This is a genomic window from Catellatospora sp. IY07-71 (assembly GCF_018326265.1).
Taxonomy (GTDB): domain Bacteria; phylum Actinomycetota; class Actinomycetes; order Mycobacteriales; family Micromonosporaceae; genus Catellatospora.
The window spans coordinates 8,473,830-8,488,691 of the sequence record NZ_AP023360.1 but is presented as its reverse complement, the minus strand read 5'-3'; the positions used below and the strand labels follow the sequence as shown (position 1 = coordinate 8,488,691).

The window sequence follows — 14,862 nt, the reverse complement described above, 5'->3', positions numbered from 1 at the left end:
AGCACACCAAAGCTCACTCAAACAACAGCAGCCGGATACCCCCTCCATAGAAAGGCGCCGGCCTGTCCGGGCTCATCCGGGCAGGCTGGCGTCGATCGTCAGCGTTGCTAGCGCCCGGGTGTGGGGGACGGTGTGGCCCGGCGAGCCCCGTCGAGCTGCGCGTACACGTGGTCCGGGGTGGCCAGCCGGGTGACCGCCGCGGCCAGCGCGCCCGCCGCGTGCACCGGGGGCACGTCGGTGTTGGCGAGCACCACCAGTGTGGCGCTGCGCTGCGGGATCGACATCACCACGCTGGTGTAGCCGGGGATGCTCCCGTTGTGTCCCCACCAGCCGCCGCTCTCGAAGATCGCGAACCGGTACGCTGCGGCGGGTCCGCTCTCCGGCACCCGTCCCAGCCGGACCGACTGTGTCTGCGGATCCAGCAGGGTGCCCTTGCCCAGCGCCAGCGCCCAGGTCTTCATGTCCGCGAACGTCGACACGATGGCGCCCGCCGCCCCGGCCCAGGCCGGGTTCCACAGCGAGGCGTCGGTGACCGCGCCGCCCGCGCCCCGCGTGTAGCCGTGCGCGTACGGCTCCGGCAGGGCCCCGGACGCGGGATAGACCGATTCGGACAGCCGCAGCGGCGCGAAGACGTGCTCACGCAGGTAGTCGCCGAGCGGCCGCCCGGTCACCCGCTCCACCACCATGCCGAGCAGCACGGCGTTGACGTCGACGTACTCGAAGCGGCTGCCGGGCGGGAAGGCCAGCGGGCGCGCGGCGCTGACGTCCACCAGCTGCGCCGGGGTGACCGCGCCCGCGTCCGGCCCCTGGGGCAGCTCGGCCAGCATCGCCGCGACGAACGCCGGGTCCTGCTCGTACGAGTACAGGCCGCTCCGCATGTCGCCGAGCATGCGCAGGGTGATCCGGTCGCCGGAGGGCAGGCCGCCGACGAACCTCGCGATCGGATCGCTGAGGGCCAGCAGCCTGTCCTCGACCAGCCGCAGCACGGCGGTGCCGGTGAACGTCTTGGTCACGCTGCCGATCCGCACGTGCTCGGCGAGGCTCATCGGGCGGCCGGAGACGTCGTCGGCGACCCCGAAGACCTGGCTGTATTCGACGATCCCGGGCACCGAGAGGCCGACGATCGCGCCGGGGATGCCCAGCTGCCGCATCGTGCCGGTGACGGCGGCATCGAGCCGGGCCGGCAGGTCGTCGCCGGGCGCGCGCGGCGAGGCGGTCGGCAGCGGCCCGGCCGCCGCACAGCCTGCCGCAACGCCGGCGAGCAGCGCGCCCGCTCCGGCGAGCAGTCCCCGGCGGGAGACGCGCGGCGGACCCGGCGGCGCGGCGGACCCGGCGGCGCGTCCGGTCATCGTGGCGGCCAGAGGGCGTCGATGCGGGCGACCGAGCGGTCGATCTGCGCCGGGCTGACCTTGCCCTCGCGGATCAGCCGCAGCACCAGGTCCACGGTCTGCTCCACGATCGCGGTGTCGTAGACCGCCTGGTTGCAGAAGACGAGCTGGTCCACCCCGGCCTGCAGGGCGTACGTGGTGGCCTCGTCCCGGCCGTAGCGGCTGGTGATGGCCACGGCCTGCATGTCGTCGGTGACCACGACGCCGTCCCAGCCGAGCTGCCCGCGCAGCAGGTCGGTCACCACCGCCTTGGACAGCGACACCGGGCGCTCGGGGTCGAGCTTCCGGTTCAGGAAGTGGGTGACCATCACGGTGTCCACCGTGCCCGCGGCGATCAGCCGCTGGAACGGCTCGATCTCGGCGCGCGTCCAGGTGTCGGTGACGTCGACGGCCTCGAAGTCGGTGTTGCCGGTCGCGCTGCCCAGCCCCGGGAAGTGCTTGATCGAGGTGCGCACCGAGGCTTTGCGGAACTCGCCGATGAAGTCGGTGCAGCAGGACACCACGACGTCGGGATCGGCCGAGAAGCTGCGCTGGAGCTGGGCGACCGCCGGGTTGTCCGGGTTGACCGCGAGGTCGGCGACCGGGGCGAAGTCGAAGTTCACCCCGATCTGGACCAGCGTGTGCGCCATGCCGGCGGCCCAGGCCCGGGTGATCGGCGGGGAGTTCGTCGCGCCGATCTCAGCCGGCGACTTCGTCGCGGGGAAGCCGTTCTGCGGGCCGAGGCGGGCGATCCGGCCGCCCTCCTGGTCGATGGAGACGATCAGCCCGTGCGGCGCGGCTCCGGCCAGCGTGTCGACCAGGGTGGTGACCTGGTCCGGGGAGTTGATGTTCCGGCTGTCCCCGGTCAGCTGGTCGCGATCGAAGAGGATGACGCCGCCGAGCCCCTGCTCGCGGATCGCCCGCATGATCCAGTCGTCCGGGCCGACCGTGGCGCCGCGGAACCCGACGATCAGCATCCGGGCGATCTTCTTGCGCAGCGCGGCCTCATCGGCCGGGCTCGGGCTGGGGGAGGGGGTGGGCTGCGCCGCGGGCACCGGCGTGTCCTTGGCGCGGCATGCGCCCAGCCCCGCCGCCACCGCGGCGGAGCCCAGCCCGGCGAGCAGGCCGCGGCGGGTGACTCCCTCGCCCGTCACCCCGTCCACGTTACTGACCGGGCTGCTTCGGCAGGCCGCGATCACCGTTATCCGGTCGCGCGTGAGGCGCTTGCAATGGCTTGCAAGTGATTAAGCTTTTCTTGCGTAAACCCTGCTGTCGTGAGGACGTCGTATCGAGTTTCTGATCGCTTTAGAGTGGGCGTCAGGGCGACAACTGTACTGGCAGAGGCCATGTTAAGGCGTCTCTGTCGCGCGGTGAGCGTGCCGGATCCTTGTCGAATTTTTGCGTTGGCCTCTGGACGTGGTGGCGAGGACGGTCTTACTCTGCTCGCGTCCCGTTCAGCTACGCGGTCGCGACGTGTTCGAACGGCGGCTCCACCACACCCCCGATCCGATGAGGCGCGCCCCGCTGCGCGTGATTCGTCCTGATAGGAGCCTTTGATGAAGCTCCGCTCCACCCTGCTGGCCGCGGTCGCCGCGACCGGCCTGCTCGCGGCGTCGAGCCCGGCGCAGGCGGCGGCCCCCGCCCTCCCCACCCTGCCGACCCTGCCCGGCACCGCGCTGCCGCTGCCCGCCCTGCCCGGCGGCCCCGGCGCGCAGGTCCCGTTCACCGAGTACGAAGCCGAGTCGGCGCGCACCGACGGCGCCGTGCTCGCGGCCACCCGGGCGTTCACCAAGCTTGCCGCCGAGGCGTCCGGCCGCCGCGCGGTCGCCCTCGACGCGGGCGAGTACGTCGAGTTCACCCTGGCCAAGGCGGCCAACGCGGTGGACGTGCGCTACTCGGTGCCGGACGGCGCCACCGCCTCGCTCATCGTCAGCGCCAACGGCACGGCCGTCGGCTCGCTGGCGCTGACCTCGGCGTACGCCCACGTGTACGGCAACTACCCGTACACGAACGAGCCCGCCGACCGGGGGCAGCACCACTACTTCGACGACGCGCGCACGCTGCTCGGCCGCACGCTGGCCGCAGGCACCCGGGTGCGGCTGCGGGCGAGCGCCCCCGCCGTGGTCGACCTGGCCGACTTCGAGCTGGTCGCGGCCGCTCCGGCCAAGCCGGACGGCTTCCTGGACGCGCTCGCCTTCGGCGCCGACCCGACCGGAGCCGCCGACTCGGGCCAGGCCCTGCAGGACGCGATCGACGCGGCCCGCGACCAGCAGCGCGGCCTGTGGATCCCGCCGGGCGAGTACGCGGTGACCCGCAAGCTCCAGGTCGACCGGGTGACCGTGCAGGGCGCGGGCCCGTGGCACACCGTGCTGCGCGGCGCGGGCGTCGGCGTGTTCGGCAACGCCGCGCCGACCCCGAGCACCGCCGTGCACCTGTCCGGCTTCGCGGTGTTCGGCGGCACGGCCGGCCGCGACGACGCCACCATCGACAGCGGCTTCGGCGGCTCGCTGAGCGACTCCAGCATCAGCAACGTGTGGGTCGAGCACGTCAAGGTCGGCATGTGGTTCGACGGCCCGTCGGAGAACCTCGTCATCGACGGCGGCCGGATCAAGAACGTATGGGCCGACGGCCTGAACCTGCACGACGGCGTCAGCCGGTCCACGGTCGGCAACCTGTTCGTGCGCAACACCGGCGACGACGGCATGGCCATGTGGTCGGCGAGCCACGCCGACACCGGCAACACGTTCGCGCACAACACCGTCGCGCTGCCGATGCTGGCCAACGGCTTCGCGGTGTACGGCGGCCGGGACAACACGGTGCGCGACAACATCGCCGCCGACACCGTCACCCAGGGCGGCGGCGTGCACGTCGGCAACCGGTTCGGCGCGAGCCCGCTCGCCGGGACCACCACCATCGCCCGGAACCTGCTGGTGCGCACCGGCAGCCTGGTGCCCAACGAGCCGACCCAGATCGGCGCGCTGTGGTTCTGGGCGGCCGACGGGCCGATGACCGGCGCGGTCAAGGTCCAGGACGTGTCGCTGGTGGACAGCTCGTACGCGGGCCTGCACTTCTTCGGCAAGAGCATCACGAACGTGTCGGTGGAGCGGGTGACCGTGGCCGGGGCGGGCACCGTCGCGCTGCAGCTGCAGGCGCCGGGCGCGGCCACTTTCGCCGGGGTGGTCGCCTTCGGGCTGGGCGGCACCGGCGTGCACGACTGCGGCAGCGGCTTCACGGTGACCCGCGGCGCGGGCAACCTGGGCTGGTCCGGCACCCGGTGCGGCTTCGCGCCCGCCGGGCAGCTGGAGATCGCGCAGGCCACCGGCGTGGACTACGGCTTCCAGCCGCTGGGCACGGACGCGGTCCAGCCGATCGCGATCACCAACCCGGGACCGGAGCCGGTCACGGTCGAGGCCGTGGTGCCGCCGCGCGGGTACACCGTGGACGGGGTGTGCCCGGTCATCGCGGTCGGGGCCACCTGCACCCTGTCCGTGCGCTTCGCGCCCGCGGCGTCCGGCAACTACGCCGGGCTGCTCACCGTGCACAGCAGCTCGCCCGCGGGGCCGTACGTGGTGGGCCTGCGCGGCATCGGCTTCGACCCGGACGGCAACCTGGCGCTGGGGCGCGACATCACGTCCAGCTCGCAGGCCGGGTGGTGGATCGCCCCGCCGAACCTGGTCGACGGCGATCCGGCGACGTACTTCGAGAGCCAGAACGGCACGTTCCCGCAGACCGTCACCCTGGACCTGGGCCACCAGGTGGAGATCCGCCGGATCGTGCTGAAGCTGCCCGCCAACTGGGGCGGCCGCCGGCAGACCATCGCGGTCGCGGCCGACGGAGCGCCGCTGGTGCCCGCCGCGGAGCACCTGTTCGCCCCGGAGACCGGCAACGTCGTCACCATCGCCTTCCCCGCCGTCACGGCGCGGGAGCTGACCCTGACGTTCACGTCGAACACCGGCTGGCCCGCCGCGCAGCTCTCCGAGTTCGAGGTGTACGCCCACTGACCAGGCGGAAAGCTCCCTGCATGCCGCCGGACCGGCATGCGGGGAGCTTCGCCATGAGCGTCAGGGGTTGAGCGCGCCCGCGCGGGCGGCCGACAGCGGGCCGGGGTCGCGGCGGGCGGGACGCTTGAGCGTGGCTTGGGCCGTGTCCTGGGCCTTGCGGATCTCCGCCATCAGCACGTCCGGCGGCACCGGGCGAGCCAGGGCGAAGCCCTGCACCTGGTCACAGCCCAGCTCGTCCAGCATCGCCAGCGCGGTGAGGTCCTCCACGCCCTCGGCGGTCACGAACAGGCCGAGGTTGTGCGCCAGCTCGATGGCGCTGCGCACCAGGATGGCGTCGCCGGGGTCGGTGGCCAGGTCGTGCACGAACGTCTTGTCGATCTTCAGCTCGTCCGCGGAGAGCAGCTTGAGCTGGTTGAGCGAGCTGAACCCGGTGCCGAAGTCGTCGATCGAGACCTGTACGCCGTCGCGGCGCACCCGGCGCAGCACGTCCTGGGCCCGGACCGGGTCGGTGGTCATGCCGCTCTCGGTGATCTCCAGCCGCAGCAGCGTGGCGGGCAGGCCGTGCTCGGCCAGCGCCGAGCGCACCTGCCCCACGAACGCGTCGTCGAGCAGGCAGTTCGGCGACACGTTGACCGAGACCGTCAGCGGGTGCCCCTGCGCGCACCACTTCGCGGCCTGCTTCACCGCCAGGCCCATCAGGTGGTACGTGAGCGGGATCTCCAGGCCGCCGGTCTCCGCCACGTACAGGAAGGCGTCCGGGGACAGCAGCCCGAGCTGCGGGTGCTGCCAGCGCACCAGCGCCTCGGCCGCGGTGACCGTGGCGTCGGACAGCCGGACCTGCGGCTGGTAGTAGAGCACCAGCTCGCCCTCGGGATCGCCCTCGGTGAGCAGGGCGCGCAGGTCGCCGAAGAGCGCCATCCGGCTGGGCTGGTCGGTGTCGACGTCGGGGTCGTAGACGGCCACGCCCTTGCCGCTGGTCTTGGCCCGGTACATCGCCGCGTCGGCGTGGCGCAGCATGTCCTCGGGGCAGGTGCCGGCGTGGGCCAGGGCCATGCCGACGCTGCCGCTCACCGCGGCCGAGCCGGCGGGCAGCAGGTAGTTGCGGCGCAGCGCGCCGGTGGCTCGCTCGGCGATCTCGACGGCCGCCTCGACCGAGCCGACCCGGGGCAGCAGCACGGCGAACTCGTCGCCGCCCAGCCGGGCGACGGTGTCCCCGTCCCGGACCACCTTGCGCAGCCGGTGCCCGGTCTCCACCAGCACGTCGTCACCGGCCTGGTGGCCGAGCGTGTCGTTGACGGCCTTGAAGCCGTTCATGTCGATCAGCATGACCGCGAGCTGGTCACCCGACGCGGCGCCGTTCGGGTCGAGGGCGTCCTCCAGCTGCCGCTGGAACAGCAGCCGGTTGGCCAGCCCGGTGAGCGGGTCGTGCAGCGCCTGGTGCTGGCTGACCTCGGCGTGCTGCAGCACGCGGCGCTGGTAGCCGAGCATGACCCGCCAGATCGCGGCGACCAGGCCGAGGCCGACCGCGAAGCCGACGACGGTCGCCGCGAACATCCGGGTCTGCACCTTGCGCAGGTCGGCGACCAGCTTCTGGGCCTGCACGTGGTGGGCCCGGGACACCTCGGTGACGTCGTGCTGGAGCGTGTAGTAGGCCGGGGTGACCTCCAGCCGGTCCTGGGTGACCGCCTCCGGGTTGCGGTCGGTCACCATGACGATCAGCTCGTCGGCGGCCTGCCGGTACGCCGACTGCTCGGCCTGCAGCCGCAGCGCGTCGTCGTGGGCCGCGCCCGAGCTCAGCTCGACCGCCCGGCGCAGCGCCGCGTCGGCCTGCGCGGCGGACTCCAGGTAGCGGGCGCGCGCCGCCACGGACGGCTCCAGCTGGTAGTGGCGGGCCTGCATCTCCTGCACCGCCACCGCCGAACTCGCCTCGCTGAAGACCGCGTCCAGCACGAGCGCCCTGGACTGCGCCTCGGTGGCCTGGGTGGCCTGCAGCGTGCCCCAGAGGGTGAACGCACCCAGCCCACACAGCACGGCCGCCAGAGCGGCGGTCATGCCAAGGCTGCGGCGCGGCCGCAGCACCGGGTCGGCCCGGCGGGCGGACACGCCCGGCCTGCCGAGCCGTTTGACGGCCCGCCTCCACGACGGCCAGCGCATGTTTCGGGGGTCCTCCTCCGGTCGGCCTCAGCCGACCTGTCCGGTGCTGCTAGCAGTACAAGTCGGCCAGCCTATGCGGCGATTCCGACTTTCCCGAGAATTCTGATATTAATTCACGATATGGACAAGCTCCACGAGTCGGGCGCGCTGCGTCAGTTGAGGCGGGTGGTGAGCATGGTGCTCGCCGCCGCCCTGGGCGGGATGGTCGCCGCCTGTCAGGACACCGCCGAAACAGATGAAACACCCCAGGTGGTGCGTCTCGGCGCGCTGATTCCGCTGACCGGCGACAACGCGCCCACGGGCAAGCGCCTGCTGGAGGCGTACCAGATCGCCATCCAGGACGCGAACGAGGCCGGCGGCGTGCTCGGGCGCAAGGTGGAGCTGGTCGTCGGCGACGACGCGTGCGACCCCGGCACGGCGGTGGTCAAGGCCAACGAGATGATCGGCCGGGACATCACCGTCTCCGTCGGCGGCGGCTGCAGCGTGGCCGCGGTGCCCGTGCTCAAGGTGTTCCACACCGCCGGCATCCCGATGATCATCCCGGCGGCGAACTCCACCGATCTGCTGGTGCCCGGCTACAACAGCGTCTTCCTGCTCTCCGGCACCACCACGGTGGAGGCGGCGCACGCGGTCGACGCGATGGAGTCGCTGGGCCGCAAGCGGCTGCTGGTGATCGACGACGGCACCAGCTTCCCGGAGACCATCGCCGACGCCGCCGTGGCGGACGTGACCAAGAACGGCGGGCCGCTGACCCTGGCCGACCAGATCACGGTCAGCCAGGGCGCCACCAGCTACCCGCGGGTGGTGGACACGGTGCGCGAGAAGAACGCCGACCTGGTCTTCTTCACCGGCTACTACCCCGAGGCCGCCCGCATGATCCGCGACCTGCGCGACTCGGGCTTCCAGGGCACGATCATGCTGTCCGACGCGGGCACCGACCCGACGCTGTTCGACCAGCTCACACCCGCCCAGGAGCAGGGCGTGTACGGCATCACGCTGCCGCTGGCGCAGTTCGAGCCCGCGGCCACGGACTGGGCCGCCAAGTACCGCGCCTCCTACGGCCACGAGCCCGGTCCGTTCACCATGCAGGCGTACGACGCCGTCCGGCTCAGCCTGAACGCGATCCAGCGGGCGGGCACCGTCGACCGGGAGGCCGTGCGCAAGGCGATCGCCGAGACCAAGCCCGGCGACATCGAGCTGCTCTCCGGCCCGGCGGAGTTCAAGCCGGACGGCACCCAGCCCAACCCCACGTTCATCCTGCTGCAGATCAAGAACGGCGAGTTCGTCCTCGTCCGTGAGGTCAGCTGAGATCCGGCTCTCCCGTCCCGGCTGCCGCGATTAGCGCTCTCCCGAGCGGGTATCCGGTTCGCGAACGGGCCACGTTCTTAGGCGTGCTCGGCGCGAACGAGGAGGTCTGCTCATGGCAAGGAACAACGGAGTCGCCGCTTCGGCCAGCCAGCTCAAGGAGACGCTGGCCGAGTCGGGTCGCGCGGTCGCCGCGCAGGCCGGCGAGGTCAGGCACACCCTGGCCGAGTCCGGTCACACCCTCGCCACCCAGGCGGGGGAGGTCAAGGACCAGGTCGCCGCGACGGCGGCGCTGGCCCGCGACAAGGCGGGCGAGGTCGTGCACGATCTCGCCGTGAAGATGCCGTCCAGCTCCCAGGAGTGGGAGGCGGCGGGCCGCGACGTGATGGACAGCGTCCGGCGCAACCCCCGGCCGTGGGTCGTCGGCGCGGCCGTCGTCACCGTCGTGTGGTGGCTGGCCCGCAAGACCAAGCGGTCGGCGTAACCGCAACCCCCGGCACCGCGAGGGCCGGCCGCCTCCCACCCCCGGTGGAGGCGGCCGGCCCTCGCGGCGTGAGGGTCCTTATCGGAGGCATGCCGGGTACGCAATCCCTCGGTGACGGACAGTGTGTGCGATTCGCCGAGGTCGAAGGTGCGTAACCTCCCGTGCGGTCGGGGTTCGGCGGGGGACTCACGTGGTGGGCAACCAACCCGGCGGACCGTCTACATGCGACTTGAATCGGACTTTCGGGCAAAAGTTACAGACGAATAGTTTTCGCGTGAATCATCTCTTATCTCTGTCACCTGCTGTAGTCTGCACCGAGCTACCCGTTACCGCGGCGGTGATTCAGGCACGCCGAGCGGCGACGACCCGCGGGTGGCCTCACTCTCCGGGGAGCGGGTGTGCTTGATATCGACGACTGCCTTCAGCAGTTGATGGCGCTCCAGGGCGTACACGGGGCGAGCCTCATCGACTTCCCCAGCGGATCGGTCATCGGCGCGGCCGGCCGGGGGCCGGGCAGTATCGGCGACGCGCCCGCGGACGCGGCGGACATGATCCACGCGACCATGCAGACCGCGGCCTTCGCCACCGTCGGGCAGCCCGCCCACGTCGAGGACATCGTGATCACCGCCGGCAACGGCTATCACGTGATGCGCCTGCTGCGCTCGGACATCGAGGCACGCATGGTGCTCTACCTGTGGCTGGACCGGGCGGTGGGCAACCTGGTCGTGGCGCAGCGGCAGCTGAGCGCCGTCGCCGCGCAGATCAGCGCGAACTGACCGCCGTATGCCTACGAGCTCACGCCGGCCGATGCTGCGCGAACTGCTGGAGCCCTGGTGCGCGGCCGGCGTCACCGGCGCCCTGCGCATCCTCGACCCGCCCGGCGGGGTCGTGTACATCGCGGACGGCCGCATCGCATACGCCGAGTGCCCGGTCGCGTCCGGGCTGGAGCGGCTGCTGACCGCCTCCGGCCGGCTGCCCGCCGAGGCGTGGCGCGCCGCGGTCAACGCCGGCCGCGCCCAGCACCGCATCGGCCCCGAGCTGGTGGACGGCGGGCTGGTCAGCCAGCCCGAGCTGGAGGCGCTGGGCGTGATGGCGCTCTACGACGCCGCCTTCTTCCTGTTCGACCTGGTCGTGGGTACGCAGTTCGAGCACCGCGCCCGCCATCCGGTCGGCCACCTGCGCACCCTCGACCTGCGCGTGGTCTGCCAGGAGGTGGACCGGCGCAAGCGGCTGCTCGCCGACGCCTGGCCGGACGCCGCCATCGACACCGCGGCCGTGCTCCCGCAGCGCCGGCTGCGCTCGCAGTGTGTGGCGCTGACCGCGCTGCAGTGGGAGGTCGTGGCCAACGCCGACCGCCGCCGCAGCCCCGTCGACCTGGCCCGCCTGCTGGGCCGCGACACCTTCTCGGTCATGCTCGAGGTGCGCCGGATGGCGAGGTCCGGGCTGGTCGAGCCGGGGCGGCCCGGCGGCTCCGCGGCCGCCGAGTCCGTCGCCACCGTGCGCGCGCGGGCCGCCGCGGGCCTGCCCGCGACCCCGGAGGCGGAGCGGGTCGGCAGGCACGCCCAGCCGGCCCCGGAGCCCGAGCCGCTGCCCGAACCGGAGCCGGTGGACACCAGCCTGCCGCCGCCCGTGCTCCCGCATCGTGACGTACGGCACCAGCCGGCGGCCGAGTTCCTGGTGCCGGTCGGGATGGCGGCAGAACCCCGGGTGTCCGAGCAGATCCTCGTCCGGCTCCTCGCCGGGCTGGGGGCGCTGTGATGCGTCACCTGCTGAGAAGTGTCCTACGCGGTAGGAGGAGAGGAGTCACCCCTTTGACACCTGACAGTCCGGTGCTCGCTGAGATACGCGACCTGCGCCTGCGCCTGCCCCACGTGCTCGGCGTCGTCGTGGCCAGCGTGGACGGCCTGCTGATAGCGCAGGACACGCACGGTGTGGAGCCGGAGGTGTTCGCCGCGATGTCGGCGGCCCAGCTCGGTCTGGGGCAGCAGACCGTGGCGGCGGTGCGGGCCGGCGAGTTCCGCGAATCGGTCACCACGGCCACCAACGGCTACGTGGCGACCTTCGCCGCCGGGGCATCGGCACTGCTCACCGTCATCGCGGGGCGGGAGCTCAACGTCGCCCGCCTGCACCACGAGGCCCGCCCGGCCGCCGTCCGCATCGGCGAGCTGGTCCGGCAGGCCGAACAGCGCCGAACCACCGAACAGTACGACCCTTCACCCGGAAAGAGAACGAGGTAGGCCATGGCTGACATGGAGAGCTCGCTGCAGGAAGCGATGCAGATCGAGGGCGCGACCGGCGTCGCGCTGGTGGACTACACCAGCGGGATGGCGCTGGGCACGCTCGGCAACAGCAAGGACTTCGACCTGACCATCGCCGCGGCGGGCAACACCGACGTGGTGCGGGCGAAGCTGCGCACGCTGGAGATGCTCAAGCTCAAGGAGAACATCGAGGACATCCTGATCACCCTGAGCGGGCAGTACCACGTGATCCGGCCGCTCACCAGCCGCAACACCCAGGGGCTCTTCCTCTACCTGGTGCTGAGCAAGGGGCGGGCGAACCTGGCCATGGCCCGGCACAAGCTCAAGACCATCGAGGAGGGGCTCCAGATGTGACGCCGCCGCCGTCCGCGCCGCCGACGGTCAGGGCCGTGCGCCGGTCCGTCGGCGGTGGACGGCCGTGATCGGACTGATTAACTTTGATCTTCGTTAAATTCTGCGGTACCGCAGATTGCTCTATGGCGATCAAGGTCGGTCGATCTCATGCGGAGCGGCAAGGAAGCGCCGCCGCTTCCGGCCGCCCTCGCTGCCGCCGGGGTCGGCGGCTGCCGGCGCACCGGCGGTCACTCCTACGAGTTGCACGGCGTCTGCGAGGGCTCGCCGCAGGTGCTCTTCCGAAGCACCGACCGGCGCACCTTTTCGCAGGTCGTGCACGCTCTGGTCCGCGCCATGGGGTACGCCGACGACCACCTGACGAATTGACATCGTTTTGTGTCGCGAGGCGGTCCCCAGGGATGCCGCGGAGGTGTAACGTCGTTGCGTTACTCGCTCAGCGGCATCTCGATCTGCGGTACGGCTGATTGACTCGTCGGGAGGACCACCATGAGTTCGGGTGACTCGCCCGCGGTGGCCCGTCGGCGTCTCCGGCTCGCGCTGCGGCGCTCCCGGGAGGCGCACGAGCTCACGCAGGGGCAGGTCGCCGAGGCTCTGGACTGGTCGCTGTCCAAGGTGCAGCGGATCGAGAGCGGCGAGGTCACGGTGTCCAGCACCGACCTCCGCGCACTGCTGCAGACGCTCGGGGTCACCGACCGCGACACCGTCGACCAGCTCGCCCAGGACGCCCGGACCTCCCGGCGCCGGGGCTGGTGGGACCAGTCGGACTACCGCAGCCAGCTGACCAACGGGATGCTGCAGCTGCTGCAGTTCGAGAGCCAGGCGACGGCGATCCGCTGCTTCTCCTCGACGATGATCCCGGGTGTCCTGCAGACCCGGGAGCACGCCGACGCCGTGTTCGAATTCTGGAACCGGGACCTCGCCGAGATGTCGGACGAGCAGCGCGCCGTCCGGCTGGAGGTGCGGATGCGCCGGCACAGCCAGGTCTTCGACCGGCCCGATCCGCCCGAGTATCTGCTCGTGCTCGACCAGTCCGTGCTGCATCGCGAGGTCGGCGGGCCGGAGATGATGTACGAGCAGCTCAGGCAGCTGCTCGCCCACGTCGCCGCCGGCAAGGTGGTGCTGCGCATCCTGCCGTTCACGAAGGGGTCCTTCGTGATGCTCGGCCCCTTCGTGATCCTGGACCTCGGCGCCGACGACGACCTCGTCCTCTACCGGGAGAGCTGGCTGAAGGACGAGGTGGTGCACGCCCCCGAGGCGCTGCACCGGCATCGGTGGATGTTCGACGAGATGTGGCGCGTGTCGTACCCGGAGGAGAAGTCGGTCCTCCTGGTGGAGGCACGGGTCGCCGCGCTAAAGGCGGCCATTGATCGTTGAGCGAGGTGATAACCACCAGTCCGGTCCGAAGGGAATTGCTGATCAGAAGATGTCTGTTGTCGAAACGCCCACTGGCTGGGTGAAGAGCAGCTACTGCGATTCGAGCGCGTGCGTCGAGGTGGCGCTCGCCGGTCAGGAGATCGCCGTACGCGACGGAAAGAACCCGCAGGGGCCCGTCCTCCGCTTCAGCCGCCAGGAGTGGCAGACGTTCGTCGCCGGCGTGGGGGCCGGCGACTTCGCGTCCCGGTAGCCGAGCACCTCGGCCGAAGCCTCGGTGATCGGCACCCGTGTCCACGAGTGCCGGTCACCGGCCGAAAGCGGGCACGTTCGCCGGGTCCCCGCGTGTGCCGGAGCTTGTAGATTTGAGAGCCGGCTATCGATGGGAGGGCGAGCCCGTGACATCGGACGACAGCGAGCAGGTGACCTGGCGGATCGGCTCGTACTGCGACACCAACGCCTGCGTCGAGGTGGGCTACGGGACGGACGAGGTGCGCGTGCGCCGGGCGCGGACCGACGGGCCGGCCGTCGCGTTCAGCCACGAGGAGTGGACGGCGTTCCTGCGCTCGGCCAAGGCCGGCGAGTTCGATCTCTGACGGGGACCGGCGCGGCGACGGAGTGGTCACCGCGCCCGACCGCGAAGGTCACCAGCCCCGCCAGAACTGGAACAGGTGGTAGCCGAGGCCCACCGCCTCCAGCGGGATGCCGGACACGTCGAGGAAGAAGAACGTCGCCTCGCTGAACAGGTCCCGGAACACGTCGATCCAGAGCAGCGCGAACACCAGCAGGATGCCGAACGGCTTGATCCGGTCGCCGACCCGGCGCGCGGAGGAGGGCAGGTACGGCTCGATCGTGCCCCAGCCGTCCAGGCCGGGCACCGGCAGCAGGTTCAGGATCGCCGCCGCGACCTGCAGGTATGCCAGCAGCGACAGCGCCGCCCAGAACGCCGCCTCCGGCGCGGGCACCAGTGCCAGATACTCCGGGCCGAACGCCGAGACCGTCGTGAGCAGGACCGCCGCCGCGATGATGTTCACCGCCGGACCGGCCAGCGAGACCATCGCGTCGCGCAGCCGGTTGCGCAGCCGGTGCGTCTCGATCAGCACCGCGCCGCCGGGCAGCGGCAGGCCGCCGATGAGCAGCACGAGCAGCGGCAGGATCAGGGTCAACACCGGGTGGCCGTACCGGCGCGGGTCCAGGCGCAGGTAGCCCTTGCCGGCGACGGTGTCGTCACCGCCCCGGTGCGCGGTCAGCGCGTGGGCGAACTCGTGCAGGCACAGCGTCACCAGCCAGCCGGACAGCACGAAGACGAACACGGTCAGCGTGGCCGGGCCGAGCCCGGCCCAGGTCGCCGCGGCGCTGCCCACCGTCAGCAGCACCAGCAGCACGAAGATCCAGGACACGCCGCCGCGCTCCGGCCGCGCGCCCCGCGGGCGGGGTGTCCGGGCCGGACGGAACACCGGCCTGCGCAGCTCGCGCCGCACGTCCTTCTCGACCGCGCGCGCCCGGCGGCTCCAGTCCTCTTCGGCCGCCAGCCGGTCCAGCGGGTCGTCGTGCTCCCTGGCGTTCAT

15 protein-coding genes are annotated in these 14,862 nt (G+C 71.8%); 11 read left to right on the top strand and 4 right to left on the bottom strand.

Annotated features, from left to right (window positions below):
* Nucleotides 1–107: 107 nt before the first annotated feature.
* The gene (locus tag CS0771_RS37985) at nt 108–1,349 is read right to left on the bottom strand and encodes a serine hydrolase (RefSeq protein WP_212845442.1); all 1,242 of its coding nucleotides are present in this window, start codon (nt 1,347–1,349) and stop codon (nt 108–110) included.
* Nucleotides 1,346–2,521, bottom strand: a complete 1,176-nt coding sequence (locus CS0771_RS37980) for a glycoside hydrolase family 3 N-terminal domain-containing protein (protein ID WP_212845441.1) — start codon at nt 2,519–2,521, stop codon at nt 1,346–1,348. The genes CS0771_RS37985 and CS0771_RS37980 overlap by 4 nt, the downstream gene beginning before the upstream one ends.
* Before the next feature lie 402 nt (nt 2,522–2,923).
* On the opposite strand from CS0771_RS37980, the gene CS0771_RS37975 reads away from it, so the two are divergent.
* On the top strand, nt 2,924–5,368 hold the full coding sequence (locus CS0771_RS37975; protein WP_212845440.1) for a glycosyl hydrolase family 28-related protein: 2,445 nt from the start codon (nt 2,924–2,926) through the stop codon (nt 5,366–5,368).
* Nucleotides 5,369–5,428: 60 nt separating this feature from the next.
* Here CS0771_RS37975 and CS0771_RS37970 read toward each other — a convergent pair whose 3' ends face one another.
* Nucleotides 5,429–7,420 carry a bifunctional diguanylate cyclase/phosphodiesterase gene (locus CS0771_RS37970; protein ID WP_212845439.1) on the bottom strand — a complete coding sequence of 664 codons (1,992 nt, stop codon included), beginning with the start codon at nt 7,418–7,420 and terminating at the stop codon, nt 5,429–5,431.
* 222 nt (nt 7,421–7,642) lie between these two features.
* Between CS0771_RS37970 and CS0771_RS37965 the strand changes: the two genes are divergently transcribed.
* The 10 genes from CS0771_RS37965 (at nt 7,643) to CS0771_RS37920 (ending at nt 13,890) form a co-directional block, all read left to right on the top strand.
* Nucleotides 7,643–8,830, top strand: coding sequence for a branched-chain amino acid ABC transporter substrate-binding protein (locus tag CS0771_RS37965; RefSeq protein ID WP_212845438.1), 1,188 nt, complete (start codon nt 7,643–7,645; stop codon nt 8,828–8,830).
* A 112-nt stretch (nt 8,831–8,942) separates the two neighbouring features.
* Nucleotides 8,943–9,311, top strand: a complete 369-nt coding sequence (locus CS0771_RS37960) for a hypothetical protein (protein WP_212845437.1) — start codon at nt 8,943–8,945, stop codon at nt 9,309–9,311.
* Between the two features lie 398 nt (nt 9,312–9,709).
* Nucleotides 9,710–10,087, top strand: coding sequence for a hypothetical protein (locus CS0771_RS37955; protein ID WP_212845436.1), 378 nt, complete (start codon nt 9,710–9,712; stop codon nt 10,085–10,087).
* A gap of 7 nt (nt 10,088–10,094) precedes the next feature.
* Nucleotides 10,095–11,069 (top strand): hypothetical protein, encoded by a 975-nt coding sequence (locus CS0771_RS37950; RefSeq protein WP_212845435.1) that lies wholly within the window; start codon nt 10,095–10,097, stop codon nt 11,067–11,069.
* Nucleotides 11,070–11,122: 53 nt separating this feature from the next.
* On the top strand, nt 11,123–11,548 hold the full coding sequence (locus CS0771_RS37945) for a roadblock/LC7 domain-containing protein (protein ID WP_244871271.1): 426 nt from the start codon (nt 11,123–11,125) through the stop codon (nt 11,546–11,548).
* Nucleotides 11,549–11,551: 3 nt separating this feature from the next.
* Nucleotides 11,552–11,923 (top strand): hypothetical protein, encoded by a 372-nt coding sequence (locus CS0771_RS37940; RefSeq protein WP_203740380.1) that lies wholly within the window; start codon nt 11,552–11,554, stop codon nt 11,921–11,923.
* A gap of 147 nt (nt 11,924–12,070) precedes the next feature.
* Nucleotides 12,071–12,289, top strand: a complete 219-nt coding sequence (locus tag CS0771_RS37935; RefSeq protein WP_212845433.1) for a DUF6232 family protein — start codon at nt 12,071–12,073, stop codon at nt 12,287–12,289.
* Between the two features lie 120 nt (nt 12,290–12,409).
* Complete coding sequence (locus CS0771_RS37930) at nt 12,410–13,297, top strand: helix-turn-helix transcriptional regulator (protein WP_212845432.1); 888 nt, start codon at nt 12,410–12,412, stop codon at nt 13,295–13,297.
* A 49-nt stretch (nt 13,298–13,346) separates the two neighbouring features.
* Entirely contained in the window at nt 13,347–13,547 is a 201-nt protein-coding gene (locus tag CS0771_RS37925; protein WP_212845431.1) for a DUF397 domain-containing protein, read from the top strand.
* A 145-nt stretch (nt 13,548–13,692) separates the two neighbouring features.
* The gene (locus CS0771_RS37920) at nt 13,693–13,890 is read left to right on the top strand and encodes a DUF397 domain-containing protein (protein WP_244871270.1); all 198 of its coding nucleotides are present in this window, start codon (nt 13,693–13,695) and stop codon (nt 13,888–13,890) included.
* Nucleotides 13,891–13,938: 48 nt separating this feature from the next.
* On the opposite strand, the gene CS0771_RS37915 is transcribed toward CS0771_RS37920, so the two are convergent.
* Nucleotides 13,939–14,862: a site-2 protease family protein gene (locus CS0771_RS37915; RefSeq protein ID WP_212845430.1), complete on the bottom strand. Its 924-nt coding sequence runs from the start codon at nt 14,860–14,862 to the stop codon at nt 13,939–13,941.